Raw genomic sequence first — 18,253 nt, forward strand, 5'->3', positions numbered from 1 at the left:
GCGCTTTTTTCCGACACCGCCGATTTTTCAGGCGAGCCGCTCGCGCAGCTCCGATCCGATCTGGAAAGAGCGCAGCCGGGCGGCGTGGTCGTAGATCTGGCCGGCCAGGATCAGCTCGTCCGCCTGGGTGGCGCGGATGACCTCCGACAGCTTGGCCGCCACCTGATCCGGCGTGCCGACCGCCGCCATGGTGCCAAGCGCGCGCTCCACCATCATCTTCTCGGCCGGGCTGCTCCACCACGCCTCGATGTCGTCCACCGGCGGGGGCAGTTTGCCCGGCGTGCCGCGGCGCAGGCTGGCGAACTGCTGCTGGGCGGAGGAGTAGATGCGCCGCGCCTCGGCCTCCGTATCGGCGGCGAACAGGTTGACGGCGACCATCGCGTAAGGCTTGTCCAGCGTCGCCGACGGCTCGAAGCGGGCACGGTAGATCGCCAGCGCGTCCATCAGCATGTCGGGCGCGAAGTGCGAGGCGAAGGCGAAGGGCAGCCCCAGCATCGCCGCCAACTGCGCGCTGAACAGGCTGGAGCCCAGCAGCCACAGCGGCACCTTCAGCCCGGCGCCCGGCACGGCACGGATGCGCTGGTTCGGTTCCGGCTCCTCGAAATACATCTGCAGCTCGACCACGTCCTGGGGGAAGCGGTCGCCGCTGTCGGCCATGTCGCGGCGCAACGCGCGAGCCGTCATCATGTCGGTCCCCGGCGCGCGGCCGAGCCCAAGGTCGATGCGGCCGGGATAAAGCGATTCCAGCGTGCCGAACTGCTCCGCCACCACCAGCGGCGCATGGTTGGGCAGCATCACCCCGCCCGACCCGACGCGGATGGTCGAGGTGCCGGCGGCGACATGGGCGATCACGACGGCGGTGGCGGCGCTGGCGATGCCCGGCATGTTGTGATGCTCGGCCAGCCAATAGCGCTTGTAGCCCCAGCGCTCCGCATGGCGGACAAGATCCAGCGTGTTGCGGAAGCTGTCGGCGGCGGTCGCCCCCTGCACGATCGGGCTGAGGTCGAGGACGGAGAAGGGGATCATGGCGCAATCCATAACTGGGGCCGTAAAGGGGGGCGGCCTTGCGGCCAATGGTTAACAAGCAAGGTATGATCGGCAGGGGATGAGTTCCACGCCGGCGCCCGCGCGGCTGCCTTGCATCAGCCGCCCCCCGTACGCCCCGCCCCGCCCCCCTTGCCGCCATAAAGCCGCCGGCCGATCGACTCCAGCGTCAGACCTTGCACCAGGATGCTGAAGGCGACAGCGGCATAGCAGACCGCCAGGATGGGATCGCGGTAAGGACTTTCCGGCAGGGACAGCACCAGCGCCACCGCGATGCCGCCGCGCAGACCCGCCCAGGTCAGGACGACCAGCGCGCTCGCCTTGCCGGTGCGCCCCATATGCATCAGCAGGGCGGGCGTCAGGCTGAACAGCCGGGCCGCGAGGGACAGCGGGATCGCCAGAAGCGCGGCCAGCAGGGCCGGCACGGTCCAGGAGATGCCCATGGTCGCCTCCAGCCCCACCAGAAGAAACAGCAGGGCGTTCAGCACGGCGTCGATCATTGCCCACACCACGCGCAGATCGCGGCGGCTCCGGTCGCTGCTGACATGGCTTTCGGTCGTGTAGCCGATCAGCAGTCCCGCCACCACCACGGCAATGGGTCCCGACACGCCCAACTGGTTGGCCAGCGAATAGGTCCCTAGCGCCAGGGCCAGCGAGACCGTCAGTTCCACCGTGCTCTCGTCGACCCTGCGCTTCACCTGATACGCCACCCAGCCGCCGGCGAAGCCGAGGGCCGCACCGCCGAACGCCTCCTTCAGGAAGTCGAAGGCCACCTCGCCCGCCGTCAGGTCCTGCTCGCTGCCGGTGGCGAGATGCAGCAGGGTCACGAACGCCACCACCCCGACCCCGTCATTGAACAGGCTTTCGCCCGAGATCACCGACCTCAGGGTGTCGGGAACCGGCAGCCGTTCCAGGATGCCATGCACCGCCAGCGGGTCGGTCGGGGCGATGGCCGCCCCCAGCACCAGGCACCAGATCAGCGGAACGCCGATGCCGACCAGCCCGAAGACGACATGCAGCCCCACCCCCATCAGCGCGGTGAACATCAGGACGCCGAGCGTCGCCAGCGCCAGCACCGTCCATTTCCGCTTCAGCAGGGCGCAGAGATCCTCGTTCACCGCTGCGGCGTAGAGCAGCAGGCTGAGGATTCCGTCGAGCAGGATGTCCGGCAGACTGATCTGTTCGATCAGGTGGCGCAGCCAGTTGCCGATGCCGAGTGTGCCCGCCACGCTGTCGGCGCCGCTGACCAGCAGAGCCAGGACCAGCCCCTCAAGGAACAACGCAATGGTGCTGGGCAGCTTCAGCCAGCGGTAATTGATGAAGCCGAAGGCCGCCGCCAGGGTCAGCAGGATGGCGGAAAGGTCGAACGGACCCAAGGGCTTTCTCCGAAGAAACGACATGGCAGGGAACCGCTGCCCGGCCGAGGGAGGAAAGCGTGCCTCGACAACCCATATCAGGCGGTCGGGTCGGGAACTCCCGTCACACCATGACCGGAACAGCACAAGAAACCGATGGCAGTCGCAATGATCTCGACAACATCGGCAGTGACCATGATGTCACGCCGGCATGACGAGCCAAGAAACCTACTCCCAAATGGCTACAGGACCTCGATTGCCACTCATCGGACGATTGAATATTCTCGCGCCATGATTCGGAACAAATCCCACATTTTTTGTCGGAGCATTCGACATCGGCGCCCGGGACCGGCGTCGTTCGATGTGAATGGCTTGTGGATGGCCACCTCCAGGGTGTTCGGCACATGATGGCCGATCGGGTCTGGGAGGATGCGGCCCGGCTTCGGCACGCCGGCAGCCGCGATATGGACGGCGAAGGCATCGGGAGCCCGGGCATGCCGGGGGGCGCGCCGGACATCTTCACCGGCGGCGGCGAGGTGGGCGCGCGGATGCGGGCGATGGATTGGTCCGCCACCCCGCTCGGTCCGGCGGAGGATTGGCCGCAGTCGCTGCGCACCCTCGTCAACCTGATGCTGACTTCCAGTTTCCCGATGTTCGCGGTCTGGGGACCGGAGCTGACCTTTCTCTACAACGACAGCTACCGCCCGATCCTGGGCGACAAGCCGGAGGCGCTGGGCCGTCCCTTCGCCGAGGTGTGGGCCGACATCTGGGAGGATCTGTCCCCGCTGGTGGTGCGGGCCCTGGCCGGCGAGGCGACCTACCACGAAGACCGGCTGCTGGTGATGCAGCGGCACGGCTATCGGGAGGAGACCTATTTCACCTTCTCCTACAGCCCGGTGCGCGACGAGACCGACCGCGTCGCCGGCATGTTCTGCGCCTGCACCGAAAACACCGCGCGGGTGCTGGCCGAACGGCGGTTGACCTTCCAGCTCGATCTGGCGGAGCGCCTGCGCGGGCTGAACGACCCGGTGGGGGTCACCGCCGCCGCCGCCGAGGCGATCGGCCGTCATCTGGGGGTGGCGCGGGCCGGCTACGGCCGCATCGATCCCACCGGCGCGACGGTATCGGTGGAGCGGGACTGGAACGACAGCGGGATGACGAGCCTGTCCGGGGAGACCCGGCCGCTCGACGGCTTCGGCCCCGCCGTGATCGCCGAATTGCGGGCCGGATACACGCTGCGCGTCGACGATGTGACGACCGACCTGCGCACCTCCGGCAGCGGACCGGCGGCTGCCTTCGCCGGCATCGGGGTGCGGTCGCTTCTCGTGGTGCCGCTGCTGAAGGCCGGGCAGCTGACCGCCATCCTTTACCTGCACGAGGCGAAGCCGCGCCATTGGACCGAGGCCGACGCCGCTCTGGCGGAGGATGTGGCGGAGCGGACCTGGGCGGCGGTGGAGCGCGCGCTGGCCGAAGCGGCGTTGCGCGCCGCCAATCAGGCCCTGATGCGCGAACGTGCGGCGGTGGAGGCGGCCAACGCCCGGCTGGCGGCGGAGGGGGAGCGGCTGCGCACCCTGTTCCGGCAGGCGCCCAACTTCATGTGCGTGCTGCGCGGGCCGGACCATGTCTTCGAACTGGCCAACGACACCTATCTGCAGTTGGTCGGCCATCGCGATCTGGTCGAACGCCCCGCCCGCGAGGCCCTGCCGGAGGTGGAGGGACAGGGCTTCTTCGAACTGCTCGACCGCGTCTATGTCTCCGGCGAGACCTTCGTCGGGCGGAACATGCCGATCCGCTTCCAGCGCCGGCCGGACGGGCCGCTGGAGGAACGATTCCTCACCTTCGTCTACCAGCCGATCAAGGACGAGGCGGGACAGGTCACCGGCCTGTTCGTGGAGGGCAGCGACGTCACCGAGGCCAAGCGCGCGGAGGAGGAGCTGCAGCAGCTCAACGCGACGCTGGAGGCCCGCGTCGCCGAGGAGGTGGCCGAGCGCGAGCGCGTCCAGGTGGCGCTGCTGCAGACCCAGAAGACGGAGGCGCTGGGCCAGATGACCGGCGGCGTCGCCCATGACTTCAACAACCTGCTCCAGGCCCTGTCCGGCTGCCTGCACATGATCGAGAAGCGGGCGGAGGGAACGCGCATCCAGCCGCTGGTCGATGCCGGCCGGCAGGCGGTCGACCGCGGCGCCAAGCTGGTGCAGCAGTTGATGGCCTTCGCCCGCCGCCAGGCGCTGCGGCCGGAAACGGTCGATCTGCGCGACCGCGTGCTCGGCATGTCGGAACTGCTGAACCGGGCGCTGCGCGCCGACATCCGGCTGGAGATCGACTTCACCACCGGACTGTGGCCGGTGGAGGTCGATGCGACGCAGCTGGAGTTGGCCCTGCTGAACCTCGTCGTGAATGCGCGCGATGCGATGCCGGAGGGCGGGGTTCTGACCCTTCGTGCGGACAATGCGACGCTGGAGCCGGGAAACCCGCAGGCGCCGGACGGGCTGTCGGGCGACTTCGTGCGGCTGACTGTCAGCGACACCGGCACCGGCATGCCGGCCGAGGTGAGGGCGCGCGCCTTCGATCCGTTCTTCACCACCAAGGAGATCGGCAAGGGCAGCGGGCTCGGCCTGTCGCAGGTCTACGGCTTCGCCCGCCATTCCGGCGGCACCGCCTGGATCGACAGCGAGGAGGGGCGCGGCACCACCATCGGCCTGCTGATCCGCCGCTCCGGCACCGCCCCGCAGGCGGAGGCCGAGCCGGCGGCCGAGGCGGCCGGCGCCACCCGCGTCGGCGGCCATGTGCTGGTGGTGGAGGACGATCCGATCGTCGCCCTGACCGTCGCCACGGCGCTGGAGGATGCCGGCTTCACCATCACCCGCGCCGCCACCGCGGACGAAGCGCTGCCGCTGCTGGCGGCCGGCCGGTTCGACCTGCTGTTCAGCGACGTGGTGATGCCCGGCACCATGAGCGGCGTCGATCTGGCGCGCACCGTGCAGCGCCTCTACCCTGGCCTTCCGGTGGTGCTGGCGACCGGCTACAGCGAGGAGGTGGCCCGCGCCACCGGTGTGATGGTTCTGCCCAAGCCCTACCGCATCGAACATCTGGTCGGCGTGCTGGACACGGTGCTGGCCGAATCAGGGCGCCCGCGCTCCGGCTTCGGTTAAGACACCGGACCGTTCGATGATTGAGCCAGATTAAAGACGCCTCCCCGGCCCGATGCTCTAATAATGGGGTTCAACCAGGGAGGCACTTCATGGCACCGCTGGCCGAATCAGGCTCAACCGCCCGAAGGCCCACCCATATGCCTGCCGCCCCCCCGTGGCATGCGCTCGACGCCGACGACGCCGCCGCCCGGCTCGGCAGCCCGGACGAGGGGCTGAGCGGTGCGGAGGCCGCGGCACGGCTGGAACGCTTCGGTCCGAACCGGCTGACCCCGCCGAAACGGCGGCCGGCCTGGATGCGCTTCCTGGCGCAGTTCCACAACCTGTTGATCTATGTCCTGCTCGCCTCCGGTGCGGTGGCGCTGCTGATGCGGCATTGGACGGACGCAGGCGTGATCTTCGGCGTCGTGCTGGTCAACGCGCTGATCGGCTACATCCAGGAGGGCAAGGCCGAACAGGCGCTGGAGGCGATCCGCAACATGCTGTCGCCCCAGGCGGTGGTGATGCGCGACGGCCATGCCGTGACCCTGGCGGCGGAGGAGCTGGTGCCGGGCGACCGGGTGTTCCTCGCCTCGGGCGACCGGGTACCGGCCGACCTGCGGCTGGAGCGCACGAAGGGGCTGCTGGTGCAGGAGGCGGCGCTGACCGGGGAGTCCGTGCCCGCTGCCAAGGCGTCCGCCCCCGTTGCCGCCGATGCGGCTCTGGGCGACCGGCTCGGCATGGCCTATGCCGGCACGATGGTGGTCCAGGGCCAGGGCACCGGCATCGTGGTGGCGACCGGCGATGGCACGGAAATCGGGCGCATCGGCCATCTGCTGGCATCGGTCGCATCGGTGGAAACCCCGCTGCTGCTGCAGATGGCGCGGTTCGGCCGCTGGCTGACCGGCGGCATCCTGGTGCTGGCGGCCATCACCTTCGCCTTCGGCCGGCTGGTGCATGGCGAGCCGTGGCAGGACATGGTTCTGGCGGCGGTCGGGCTGGCGGTGGCGGCGATCCCCGAAGGGCTGCCGGCAGTGATGACCATCACGCTGGCGGTGGGCGTGACCCGCATGGCCAAGCGCAACGCCATCATCCGCCATCTCCCGGCGGTGGAGACGCTGGGCTCCGTCGGCACCATCTGCACCGACAAGACAGGCACCCTGACCCGAAACGAGTTGCTGGTGCAGTGGGTGGTGACGGCCGACGGCACCTATCGGGTCGGCGGCAGCGGCTATGCGCCGGAGGGGGAGTTCAGCCGCGACGGCAGCCTTGCCGACCCGTCGCGCGAGCCGGTGCTGCTGGATCTGGCCCGCGCCGCGCTGCTGTGCAACGACGCCGACCTGCACCGAGGCTCCGGGGGCGGCCCCGGCGGTGACTGGCTGCTGGCCGGCGATCCCACCGACGGCGCGCTGCTGGCGCTGGCGATGAAGACGGGGCTGGAGCCGGCCGACGAGTTGGGCCGATGCCCCCGCCGCGACGCCATTCCCTTCGAATCCGAACGCCAGTTCATGGCGACCCTGCACCACGACCATGCTGGCCACGGCATCCTGGTGGTGAAGGGCGCGCCGGAACGCGTGCTGGCGCTGTGCGAACGCGAGCGGCGGGCCGGCGGCAGCGTTCCGCTGGACCGGGAGCGCTGGTCCGCCCTGACCGCCGATCTGGCCGGCCAGGGGCAGCGGGTACTGGCGCTGGCGATGCGCCGCACCTCCATCGACCTGTCGGAACTGATCGTCGACGACCTGGGGGACGAGGGGCTGGAGCTTCTGGGCCTGTGCGGCCTGATCGACCCGCCGCGGGAGGAGGCGTTGCGCGCCGTCGCCGCCTGCCGCCAGGCCGGAATCACGGTGAAGATGATCACCGGCGACCATGCCGCCACCGCCGCTGCCATCGGCCGGACCTTCGGCCTGCCGGACGGCGTCACCAGCGGGCCGGAGCTGGACCGCATGGACGAGGCCGGCTTCGCCGCCGCCGCCCGCGCCAACAGCGTCTTCGCCCGCACCACGCCGGAGCACAAGCTGCGCCTGATCGCGGCGCTCCAGGCGGATGGCGGTACCGTCGCCATGACCGGCGACGGCGTCAACGACGCCCCGGCGCTGAAGCGCGCCGACGTCGGCGTCGCCATGGGCCGCAACGGCACCGAGGCGGCGAAGGAGGCGGCGGCGATGGTGCTGGCTGACGACAATTTCGCCTCCATCGTCCACGCGGTTGAGGAAGGGCGCACCGTCTACGACAATCTGCGCAAGACCATCCTGTTCATGCTGCCGACCAACGGCGCCCAGGCGGCGGTGATCCTGGCGGCGGTTCTGTCCGGCACCATTTTGCCGATCACGCCGGTGCAGATCCTGTGGGTCAACATGGTGACGGCGGTGACGCTGGGTCTGGCGCTCGCCTTCGAAGCGCCGGAACCCGGCGTGATGGCCCGCCCGCCCCGCCCGCGCGACGAGCCGATCCTGTCCCGCCTGCTGATCCGCCGGATGCTGGTGGCGCTGGTCCTGCTGGTGGCGGCCAGCTTCGGCTTCTTCTATTACCAGCGGATGCAGGGCGGCGGGATCGAGGTGGCGCGCACCATGGCCGTCAACGCGTTGGTGGTGGGAGAGATCTTCTTCCTGCTGAACGCCCGCGGCCTGCACAGCCACGCCGGCCTGCTGGCCGGCATCGCCGGCAGCCGGCCAGTCTGGCTGTCCATCGCGCTGATGACCGTCCTGCAGCTGGCCTTCACCTACGCCCCGCCGCTGCAGTCCCTGTTCGGCACCGCCCCCATCGGCGCCGCCGCCTGGGCAGCCATGATCGCCGCCGGAGCCCTGCTGTTCCTGCTGGTGGAACTGGAGAAGCGGCTTTCGAGGGGGTAAGCCGCTCCCGGCACCCATACCTCTGCGCATACCATCCCCCCTGCCCGCCGAGGCCCGGCAAGGTTGCAGCTTAGGCAATATACTAGTATCCCGAGGTGACAGCCGCCGTCAGTGCCGGCACTCCCCTTCCGGAATCCTCCCGTCCGATCATGACCCTCGCCTTCCACATGATGCCGCTCGTCGGCACGATCCTGCTCCTTGCCTCCCGCCGCGTCAGCCTGCTGACGGCCGGGCTGGCCGGCATGACGCTGGCATTCGTGACGATGATCGCCGCGCAGGCTCCGTCGGATCTGATGCCGGGTATCAACGTGCCCGACATGGCGGCGCTGACCATGGCGGCGGTCAAGGCGGGCGAAGGGGCATGGCTGGCGTGGCATGCGATGTCGATCATCGCCGCCGGCCTGCTGTTCCACCGCGCTTACGAGGCCCGCGGAATCCCCGCCGCCGCAATCGCGCAGGAGAATCGCCGGCGCGCCGTCTTCGTCGCCTGCTTCCTGGTCGGCCCCTTCGCGGAGTCGGTGACGGGATTCGGCGTCGGTCTGGTCGTGGCCCTCGCCATGCTGCGCCACATGGGGCTGCCGCCGGTCCAGGCCGCCGCCCTCGGCCTGTTCAGCCAGGTGTTGGCGGCCTGGGGCGCCATGGGTGTCGGCACGCGGGTCGGGGCCGAGTTGATCGGCGTGTCCTTCACCGAGCTCGGGACGGCCAGCGCCCTGCTGATGGCGGTCGTGCTGCCCTGCCTGCTGCCGGTGTTCTGGGGGCTGATACATAGCTGCGGGCTGCGCTCCGGCCTGCGCGACCGGGCGGCCGACGTCGCCCTCCTGCTCTGTCTGGCCGCACTGATTTGGCTGACCAACCGCTTCGTCGCTCCGGAACTCGGCGGCGGGCTGGCGACGGGCGTTCTTCTGGTGCTGGTGGAGGGGCCGCGCCTGCTGCGCAGCGACGCCGGGCCGCGAATGGCGATGGGGGGGCTGATGGAACGGCTTTGGCCCTATGTGCTGCTGATCGCCGCGCTGATGGCGACGCGGCTGCTGCCGCCGCTGTCGGACTGGACCGGGATCTATCTGGTGCTCGACCCGTTCGGCGGGCTCGCCCCGCTGGCCCTGCTGCGCCATCCCGCGACATGGCTGGTGGTGATCGCCGCCATCCTGCTGGCCGGACTGCCGGCCGCCAAGGCGGGTGAGGTGGTCCGCGGCGCCCTTCGCGCGGCGCTGGTGCCGATGGCGGCGACGCTGGTCTTCGTCGAATTCGCCGCCTTCATGGCCGCGTCCGGCGGTGCGGCGATGTTCGGCCAAGCCTGGCGCGAGGTCGCCGGACGCTTCGCCGTGCTGGCGACCCCGGTGTTCGGTGGCGCCGCCGGCATGCTGACCGGCTCCAACACCGCGTCCAACGCCCTGATGATGCACATCCAGTTGAGCCTCGCCGCCGAAAGCGGCCTGCCGCCGATGCTGACTGCGGCGATCCAGACCGTTTCGGGGAGCATCTGCACCATGCTGACCCCCGGCCGGATCGTACTCGCCGCCGGCCTCGTCGGGCTGCAGCAGGCGGAAGGCGCCATCTACCGCCGCGCCCTGCCGATCGGGCTGGCGACGATCCTGTCGCTGCTCGCCGTCGTGTTCCTGATGGCCGGGGCCAAGGCCTGGGGTCTGGTGTAGGTCCCGGCTTACCGCCGGATCATGTGGCGGATCAGCGGGATCCGGCCCAGCCGGTTTCCGGTGGCTGCGGGGGCCATGCCGGTTACCGAGCAGGCATGCCGGTAAGCCACGGCGAGAACCCCCATGGCAAAAGCGGGATCCATGGGTTGGGACAGCATCTCGTCGCAGGAGTATCCAGATCCGAACACCTTCGTCCAGAATGTGTCGTCGTCCAGGAACATCACATTCATCGCCCAAACCCCGAACCGCCGCCGTGGCACGTCCTGCTCGGAATAGACGATCTCGATATGGTCGTGGCGCGTGTCCCGGTAGATGCGGTCAAGTGTTTCGGTGACGTCACGGACCTGTCCTTCGAGCGACTGGAGGAACACGCCGCCGCATTCCACCATGAAGCCGGAGACGCCCGACTTCCTGTTGTTCCGCGCCGCCGCAAGACATAGCCGCTGGATGTCGAGGTAGGAGAGCAGAGTCGTCAACTGGCTTCGGAAGACAACCTGCAGCATGCTCGCGTCTCCACCGGAGAAGTCTAAACAATTCGGACACTGACGTGACTCCTTGAAACTATTCCAACCACGAACAATGTCACCGCCCAAAAAGGCAGATTAGCTTTCCGTGCGAAGCCGCCAACGAACGGCTGTGGCCGACCTGTCCAAACGGTCAGGAACGCAATGGCCGAAGGTGCCGCCCCCGGCAGGTGGGAGCGCTGCTCGTACACGCTGGCCGGTGCCGGGGAGACGAGAGAGACCGCCGGCTTGAAGACCTGCTCCGGCAGGTTCATGGCAATGCTGCCGACCGCCACCGGCACCAGCCACAGCCACGGCCACGGCCCAAGAAGAGCCGATCTTTTGCACGGCCTCCCCTGCCCTCCCTCGGGGCTACCGAACCGGTCCCCATTTGGGTGTTCGCGGCAGGCGCCGCGGTAAGCGCCTGCGCAGGCCCGGCTTGCGGAATGATCGGAAAAATCGGTCCGGCACCCTTGTTTTAAGCGGCCAAATCCTCATTTGGAGCAAGGTCGGCGGTGACGCCGAGCTTCCCCAAAATCCTGGCCCGCAACCCTGGTCGGATACCCCGTGTCGACCCCATCCCTGGGACTCCACGGCAACTTTGGTGATTTCCTTGATCTAAGCTCTCCAGTTCGGCGCTCCCTGTTCGGGCATGCCGACGCCTTCCTCTCCGGCCTGATGATGAGCAGGCTGCCCGACTCCCCCCGGGATCTCCTCCCCCGGGATCAGGCGCCGCCGGCCGGGCCGGAGAGGGCCCCTCATATCTGCATCCTGTGGCGATGCACGCACTCCGGCAGCGTCGAATGCCGGATTTTTGCAGCCTGCCCACGCATCCGATGCCGGGCCGACGAAGGAACCCTATGGGTACGAATCCGCACATCGACACGACCACCATCGAAACCCCGCGCTCCAGCCTGGGCCGCGCCCTTGTCCTCCACCCGGTCCTTCGCGGGACCGAGGCCGACCGCAGCCCCGAAGCCTCGCTCGAAGAGGCGGTAGGACTGGCGGTGGCCATCGCGCTTGCGGTGGTGCAGGCCGCCGTCGTGAAAGTCAACCAGCCGCGCCCTGCCACCCTGCTGGGCGGCGGCGCGATCGAGCAGTACGCCAAGCTGCTGGACGACGCACGGGAGGCGGGCGAGGCCATCGACCTCGTCATCGTCGACCATGCCCTGAGCCCGGTGCAGCAGCGCAATCTGGAGAAGGCGTTCGGGACCAAGGTCATCGACCGCACCGGACTGATCCTGGAGATCTTCGGCGCCCGCGCCCGCACCCACGAAGGCCAGCTTCAGGTCGAACTGGCGTCGCTGAGCTACCAGAAATCCCGGCTGGTGCGGTCCTGGACCCACCTTGAGCGCCAGCGCGGCGGCTTCGGTTTCCTCGGCGGTCCCGGTGAATCCCAGCTCGAACTTGACCGCCGCCTGATCGGCAACCGCATCGTCAAGATCAAGCGGGAACTGGACGACGTCCGCCGCACCCGCGGCCTGCACCGCAAGGCGCGCGCCAAGGTGCCGTACCCGGTGGTGGCGCTGGTCGGCTACACCAACGCCGGCAAATCCACCCTGTTCAACCGGATGGCCGGTGCCGACGTGTTCGCGAAGAACCTGCTGTTCGCGACGCTCGACCCGACCATGCGTCAGGTGGTGCTGCCATCGGGCCGCAAGGTGATCCTGTCCGACACGGTCGGCTTCATCTCCGACCTGCCGACCCATCTGGTCGCGGCCTTCCGCGCCACGCTGGAGGAGGTGCAGTCGGCCGACATCATCCTGCATGTCCGCGACATCGCCCATCCCGACACCGAGGCCCAGAAAGCCGATGTGGAGGCGATCCTGACCGACCTTGGCATCGATCCGGAGCGCGATCCCCGCGTGGTCGAGGTTTCCAACAAGATCGACCTGCTGGACGGGGCGGAACTCGACGCCGTGCTTGCCCGCGCCGGACGGTCCGGCAACGCCTGCGCCGTTTCGGCGGCGACGGGGGACCGGCTGGACACGCTGTTCCGCATCCTCGACGACCGGATGACCGCCGGCCGCGAGCTGGTGGAACTGGATGTGGAGCATGGCGACGGGGCGACCCTCGCCTGGCTCTACGCCCATGGCGAGGTGGTCGGCCGCCGCGACGACGACAGCCACGCCCATCTGCAGGTGGCGATCGAGCCGGCGGTTCTGGCCCGCATCGCTCCCCTCGCCCAGGCGCGCGCCGCCGCCTGATCGGGTATCCGTCATGATGTGGGACGTCTCACATCATGACGGATGACGGCAAACGAAACGGGCCATGTGAGACGTCTCACATGGCCCGTTTTCGCTTGTCAGGTTCCGGTCCGGACGGACCTTCGCCAGGAAAGGCTCCTCATTCGGCCGGGGTGGCGACCATCGGGACCTCCAGGGCGCGGGCCTGGAACAGCTCCCGCCACTTCTTGAGGGCGGCGATCAGGATCACGAAGCCCAGCGTCAGCATGATGATGGAGATGCCGGCGTTGAAGGGGTTGTAGCCCTTGGCTGCCTTGTTCAGATAGACGTTGGCGATCATCCAGTAGCCGGCGACGTTCACCGTGACGAACAGGTAGGCCAGCGGGACCAGGCAGGTCAGCATGTAGACCCGCTTCTGCGCCAGCCGCAGGATGATGGTGGCGCCGATGATCAGACCGACCGAGGCCATCAGCTGGTTCGACACGCCGAACAGGGCCCAGACCGAGTTGATGTCGCCCGAGGTCAGCAGATACCCCCAGGCCACGCAGGCGATGACGCTGGCGATGATCGAACCGGGGACCCAGTCCAGCCGCTTCATCGGGGCATAGACGTCGCCCAGCAGGTCCTGGATCAGGTAACGGGCGACGCGGGTGCCGCTGTCCACGGCGGTCAGGATGAACACCGCCTCGAACATCACGACGAACTGGAAGAAGTAGGAGGCGAGGCTGTTGAACCACGGAACGCGGGTGAAGATCTCGGTCATGCCGACCGCCAGCGTCACCGCACCGCCGGTGCGGCCGTAGAGGTCGAGACCGATTTCCTGGCTCAGCCGCGGCAGGTCGACGACGGTCATGCCCAGGGCCTTGAAGGCGGCCGGCGAGGAGTTGATGGCGAAGTAATCGGCCGGATGCAGCGAGGTGGCGGCGATCAGCGCCATGACGCCGACCAGGCATTCCGCCAGCATGCCGCCGAAGGCCACCGGACGGATGTCGCTCCACTTGTCGATCAGCTTGGGCGTGGTGCCCGACCCGATGAAGGCATGGAAGCCGGAGATGGCGCCGCAGGCGATGGTGATGGAGATGAAGGGCCAGACCGGGCCGTTCAGCACCGGGCCGCCGCCATGGATGAAGTCGGTCAGGGCGGGGAAGCGGATTTCCGGGTTGATGAAGACGACGCCGACGACCAGGGCGCCGAACACGCCGACCTTCATGAAGCTGGACAGATAGCCACGCGGCGTCAGCAGCAGCCAGACGGGCAGGGCGGTGGCGAAGAAGGCGTAGATGGGCAGGATGACGGCGACGGTCTCGGCATGCAGCGTCAGCCACTGGCCCAGCAGCGTGCCCTGGATGTACGGGCCGGCGAAGACCGAGGCGGCGATGGCGGCGATGCCGACCTGGGTCGCGCCCTTGGACGATCCGGTGAGCTTCTCATACAGGCCCAGCGCGATGGCGATCGGGATCGTCATGAACACCGCGAAGGCGCCCCAGGCGTTCCGTTCCAGCGCATGGACGACGACCATCGACAGGCCGGCCATGGTGATGGTGATGATGAACAGCATCGCCAGACCGGTGCACCAGCCGGCCACCGGGCCGAGTTCGGCCTTGGCGACTTCGGACAGCGACTGGCCCTTGTGCTTCATCGAGGCGAACAGCACGACCGTGTCGTGCACCGCGCCGCCGATGACGCAGCCGATCAGCAGCCACAGGAAGCTCGGCAGATAGCCGAACTGCGCGGCCAGGACCGGACCGACCAGCGGGCCGGCGGCGGCGATGGCGGCGAAATGCTGGCCGGCATTCACCCACTTCTTGGTGGGCACATAGTTCTTGCCGTCGGCCAGGATATGGGACGGGGTGACTTCAGAATCGTCGGCACGAAGAACCTTGCGCACAAAGAACACGCCGTAGAAGCGGTAGCAGAGCGTAAGGATGCAGAGTGTCGCGATCACAAAGGTTAGAGCGTGATCCATGACGGCTCTCCTGAAAAGGACGTGCCATCGGTCTACGCCGCCACCTTGATCCCGTGGGGTGGAATGCCGCGAGCGGCGGTCAGGACGTGCCGAGCGGCAGCCGGCAGGGGGCGAGCGGCGCCGCTCAAGTCGCCATAGCACCGCTCGGCGCCATGATGCCGCCGTTCGCCGGGAATCGGCCCATCGCGCAACGGCACGGCGCTAGTGTGGGACGTCCCACAGTGCCTGACGCATCCCGGAGGCCCACACATGTCTACCCCATCCGCCCCCTGCCCCCGCACCCCTCTGCGCAAGGCGTTGGCCAACCTGCGCCGGCTGTTCAACGACGATTCCTACGAGCGCTACCGCGAGGCGCAGGCCCGCTTCGCCCCGGACGAGCCGCCGCTCGATCGCCAGACCTTCAAGGCGCGGCAGATCCTGATGACGCTGGGGCGGGGCTGCTGCGGCCGATAGGGGGATGGCTGATAGGAGGCCGGTCGATAGGAGGATGATGCGACCGGCTGCCCTTGCGCTCCGAATAGGCGCGGGTCAGTTCCGCCCCGAACAGGAAGATGACGGCCGAATAATAAACCCACAGCAGGATCAGAACGAAGGATCCGGCTGCGCCATAGACCGTTACCACCCCGCTCGTGGCGATATAGAGGCCGATCAGGAACTTGCCCACCGCGAACAGGAAGGCGTTGACCGCGGCACCCAGCCACACGTCGGTCCAGCGGATGCGCGCGTCCGGCAGGATCCGGTAGATCATCGCGAACAGACCGGTCAGCACCGTCCAGGAAACCACCACGTCGAACAGCCACAACAGCGACGGCATCGCCGGCAGATAGCCGGCGGCCCAGGTGCCGACCGCCGCCAGGGCGGCGCTGACCACCAGCGAGACGATCAGCAGGAACCCGATCGCCCCGATCAGCGCCAGCGCCTTCAGCCTCACCCGCACCAGCCATGTGATGGTCGATTCCTGAGGTGCCGCCACCTTCCAGATGCGGTTCAGCGCGGTCTGCAGCTCGACGAAGACGGTGGTGGCGCCGACGATGATGGTACCGATGCCGATGATGCTCGCAACGACGCCAGTCTCCCGCGCACCGGCCCGTGCGATCAGGTCCTGCAGGGTCTCGCCGGCCTCCCGCCCGACCAGCGCGGACAGCTGGTCGACCAGCGCGCCCCGTGCCGCCTCGTCGCCGAAGACCAGACCGGTCAGCGCAATCACCAGGATCGCCAGCGGCGCCAGCGAGAAGATGGTGTAGAAGGCGATGGACGCGGCCATGCTCATCGCATCGTCGTTGATCCAGCCATAGGCCGCGTCGACGACAATCGCCCACCACCGCCGCAAATGCTCCATCACCGCCCCCCAAATCCCGCGTCACCGGTCAGGTAACACCGGCGGTGGCATTTCGGTTACGGCGGCGGGCGTGGATAGTCGCCACGAACGGGAACGGGCCGCCCGTCGCCGGGCGGCCCGCTTTCCAAGTCATGTGGTCTGAACTGACGGGCCGATCAGCCCAGCAGTCCGATGTCGTCGTAGGGGATGTGGTCGAAGCCCTGCCCATAAACGGGCGAGCTCGACGACAGGCTGAAGTCGTCCGCACCCGGATTGACGAAGCCCGGGTTCAGCGTGACCGAGCCCTTGTCGTAGCCGGCGGCCTGCCACTCCGCCAGATGGCCCTTGCCGCCGCCGGCCATCACCTGCGGCCAGACGTCGAAGAGATCCTTGGACGCGTCGAGGTTGCTGTAGAAGTTGTTGTGAATGTTGCCGACGCCGGCCGGGCCGTAGATGTGGACGGCCATGCCCTCGCTGACATCGACGACGTTGCCGGAGATGTCGTTGCCGCTCATCTCCTTGCCCTTCCAGCCGCCCCAGGCGACGGGCTGCTGCAGGCCGATCTGGGCGCCGCTGTTGCCGGCGATGACGTTCTCGGTGACCGTGTTTTCCCAGCCGCCATGCAGGAACACGCCGCCGATGTTGTCGTGGACGACGTTGCCCTTCACCGTGGCGCCGCTGGTCCAGTCGTCGAGGTAGATGCCCCAGCTCGCCACGTCGCCCGACGGGTTGGTCGCGGTGGTGCCGGACACGTCGTTGTTGACGATGGTGTGATCGGTCAGGTCCTGCTGGCGGTTGATCAGGTAGATGCCGCCGCCGTCGTTCGATTCCAGATTGGCGTTGACCACCTTGTTGAAGGCGATGGTCGCCCGGTAGGTCGCGTCGCTGCCGTCCGTCTGGACCGAGCCGACGGCGATGGCCTTCTCCGGCGAGTTTTCGATCTGGTTGTGGGTGATCTTGACGTCGGAGCTGCCGTTGACCCAGATGCCGGCGTCGCCGCGGTCGGCGGCGTTCGGATGCTTGATCAGGTTGTCGGACACCACCGTGGCGTCGGAACCGGCCTTGACGAAGATGGCCTCGGCGCCGGTGCGGTCGAACTGGTTGCCGACGACTTGGCTGTTGGCGCTGTTCTGCACCGTGATGCCATAGCCGCCGCCGGTCACGGTGTTGTTGGCGAAGGTCAGGCCGGCCGCATTGTCGGCGAAGACATAGTGGCCGTTCGCGACGCCGCCGGTGAAGGTCAGGCCTTCGATGGTCACGTCCTTGGCGCCGCCGATGCCGAACGACACGGAGGCCTGCGCGCTGCCGTGGATCACCGCCTTCTCGTTGCCGTAGCCGGTGAAGGTGACGCCCGAATCCTGGCCGTCCAGCCAGATCGGGTTGTTCGGGTGATAGTCGCCGCCGCGCACATAGGTCGTGTCGATGTCGCTCGACCGCATAGCGGACTGAGCCTTCTGCAGCGAGGCGAAGGGACCGTCGGTGCCGTCGGCATTGGGAGCCGCCAGCTTGCCCGACCAGCTGTCGTTGCCGTTCTTGGCGACGTAGAAGCCGGGGCCGCTCGGCTTCGGCACGCTGGGCGTGGGCTCGGTCGGTGTGGGCTCATTCGGCGCAGGCTGGGCGGGCGCGGGCTGAACGGGCGCAGGCTCCACCGGCGTGGGTTCGGTCGGTGTGGGCTCATTCGGCGCAGGCTGGGCGGGCGCGGGCTGAACGGGCGCAGGCTCCACCGGCGTGGGTTCGGCGGGCGCGGCCACCTCGTCCCCGGCGAAATAGCTCTTGCCGGCATTCACGACCAGCGCGCCGTTCCACCACAGGCCGTCCTGCCCGTCGACCACGTCGCGGCCGTCCAGCGCCCCCTTGTCATAGGTGACGATGTCGTCGGTCGGCAGGACCGATTTGCCGTTGATCGTGATCTCGTTGACGATCAGGTTGCGGTCCGTGCCGTTCACATATCCGTCGTTGTCGTACTGGACCTGCACCTTGTGGGCTTGGTCCTCTGCGAGATCCGTCTTGAAGACGAAGTCCTTGGCCGTGGCACCCGTGGTGCCATCACCGATCTTCTTGCCGTCGACCAGCAGGGTGAAGTGCGCGTTGGCAGTGCCTTCGGCGGTCACGATGATGGTCGAGTTCCCGGAGGTCGTGGCCATTGATCCGTATCCTTAGCGGTTGCGATGCGGCGCCACGATGGTCGGACGGCTGGGGCATTGGTGAGGCATTTTTCCTGGAATCATCGAATAGGTGGTAAATTCTGTTAC

At 68.2% G+C, this 18,253-nt stretch carries 11 protein-coding genes; 5 read left to right on the forward strand and 6 right to left on the reverse strand.

The annotated features are described in order from the left end of the window. Window positions 1–27: 27 nt before the first annotated feature. Window positions 28–1,026 carry an LLM class flavin-dependent oxidoreductase gene (locus ACWPKK_RS29225; RefSeq protein WP_452011524.1) on the reverse strand — a complete coding sequence of 333 codons (999 nt, stop codon included), beginning with the start codon at window positions 1,024–1,026 and terminating at the stop codon, window positions 28–30. A 116-nt stretch (window positions 1,027–1,142) separates the two neighbouring features. Next, window positions 1,143–2,420, reverse strand: a complete 1,278-nt coding sequence (locus ACWPKK_RS29230) for a cation:proton antiporter (RefSeq protein WP_452011526.1) — start codon at window positions 2,418–2,420, stop codon at window positions 1,143–1,145. Window positions 2,421–2,803: 383 nt separating this feature from the next. Between ACWPKK_RS29230 and ACWPKK_RS29235 the strand changes: the two genes are divergently transcribed. The 3 genes from ACWPKK_RS29235 (at window position 2,804) to ACWPKK_RS29245 (ending at window position 10,028) form a co-directional block, all read left to right on the forward strand. After that, on the forward strand, window positions 2,804–5,551 hold the full coding sequence (locus ACWPKK_RS29235; RefSeq protein ID WP_452011529.1) for an ATP-binding protein: 2,748 nt from the start codon (window positions 2,804–2,806) through the stop codon (window positions 5,549–5,551). Between the two features lie 137 nt (window positions 5,552–5,688). Beyond that, on the forward strand, window positions 5,689–8,376 hold the full coding sequence (locus ACWPKK_RS29240) for an HAD-IC family P-type ATPase (RefSeq protein ID WP_452011531.1): 2,688 nt from the start codon (window positions 5,689–5,691) through the stop codon (window positions 8,374–8,376). Between the two features lie 149 nt (window positions 8,377–8,525). Continuing rightward, complete coding sequence (locus ACWPKK_RS29245) at window positions 8,526–10,028, forward strand: L-lactate permease (protein ID WP_452011534.1); 1,503 nt, start codon at window positions 8,526–8,528, stop codon at window positions 10,026–10,028. Window positions 10,029–10,036: 8 nt separating this feature from the next. On the opposite strand, the gene ACWPKK_RS29250 is transcribed toward ACWPKK_RS29245, so the two are convergent. Then, the gene (locus tag ACWPKK_RS29250; RefSeq protein WP_452011536.1) at window positions 10,037–10,531 is read right to left on the reverse strand and encodes a BLUF domain-containing protein; all 495 of its coding nucleotides are present in this window, start codon (window positions 10,529–10,531) and stop codon (window positions 10,037–10,039) included. An 860-nt stretch (window positions 10,532–11,391) separates the two neighbouring features. On the opposite strand from ACWPKK_RS29250, the gene hflX reads away from it, so the two are divergent. Further along, window positions 11,392–12,738, forward strand: a complete 1,347-nt coding sequence (gene hflX, locus ACWPKK_RS29255; RefSeq protein ID WP_452011538.1) for a GTPase HflX — start codon at window positions 11,392–11,394, stop codon at window positions 12,736–12,738. Between the two features lie 139 nt (window positions 12,739–12,877). Here the strand turns inward: hflX and ACWPKK_RS29260 are convergent, their stop codons facing one another. Continuing rightward, window positions 12,878–14,683 (reverse strand): carbon starvation CstA family protein, encoded by a 1,806-nt coding sequence (locus ACWPKK_RS29260; protein WP_452011540.1) that lies wholly within the window; start codon window positions 14,681–14,683, stop codon window positions 12,878–12,880. Window positions 14,684–14,932: 249 nt separating this feature from the next. Here ACWPKK_RS29260 and ACWPKK_RS29265 point away from each other — a divergent pair, with 249 nt between their 5' ends. Next, entirely contained in the window at window positions 14,933–15,136 is a 204-nt protein-coding gene (locus tag ACWPKK_RS29265; protein WP_452011543.1) for a hypothetical protein, read from the forward strand. Here the strand turns inward: ACWPKK_RS29265 and ACWPKK_RS29270 are convergent. After that, the gene (locus tag ACWPKK_RS29270; RefSeq protein ID WP_452011576.1) at window positions 15,084–16,022 is read right to left on the reverse strand and encodes a YihY/virulence factor BrkB family protein; all 939 of its coding nucleotides are present in this window, start codon (window positions 16,020–16,022) and stop codon (window positions 15,084–15,086) included. The genes ACWPKK_RS29265 and ACWPKK_RS29270 overlap by 53 nt on opposite strands. Before the next feature lie 155 nt (window positions 16,023–16,177). Continuing rightward, entirely contained in the window at window positions 16,178–18,145 is a 1,968-nt protein-coding gene (locus tag ACWPKK_RS29275) for a right-handed parallel beta-helix repeat-containing protein (protein WP_452011546.1), read from the reverse strand. Window positions 18,146–18,253: the final 108 nt, after the last annotated feature.

The sequence above is a fragment of the Azospirillum largimobile genome (assembly GCF_977007025.2).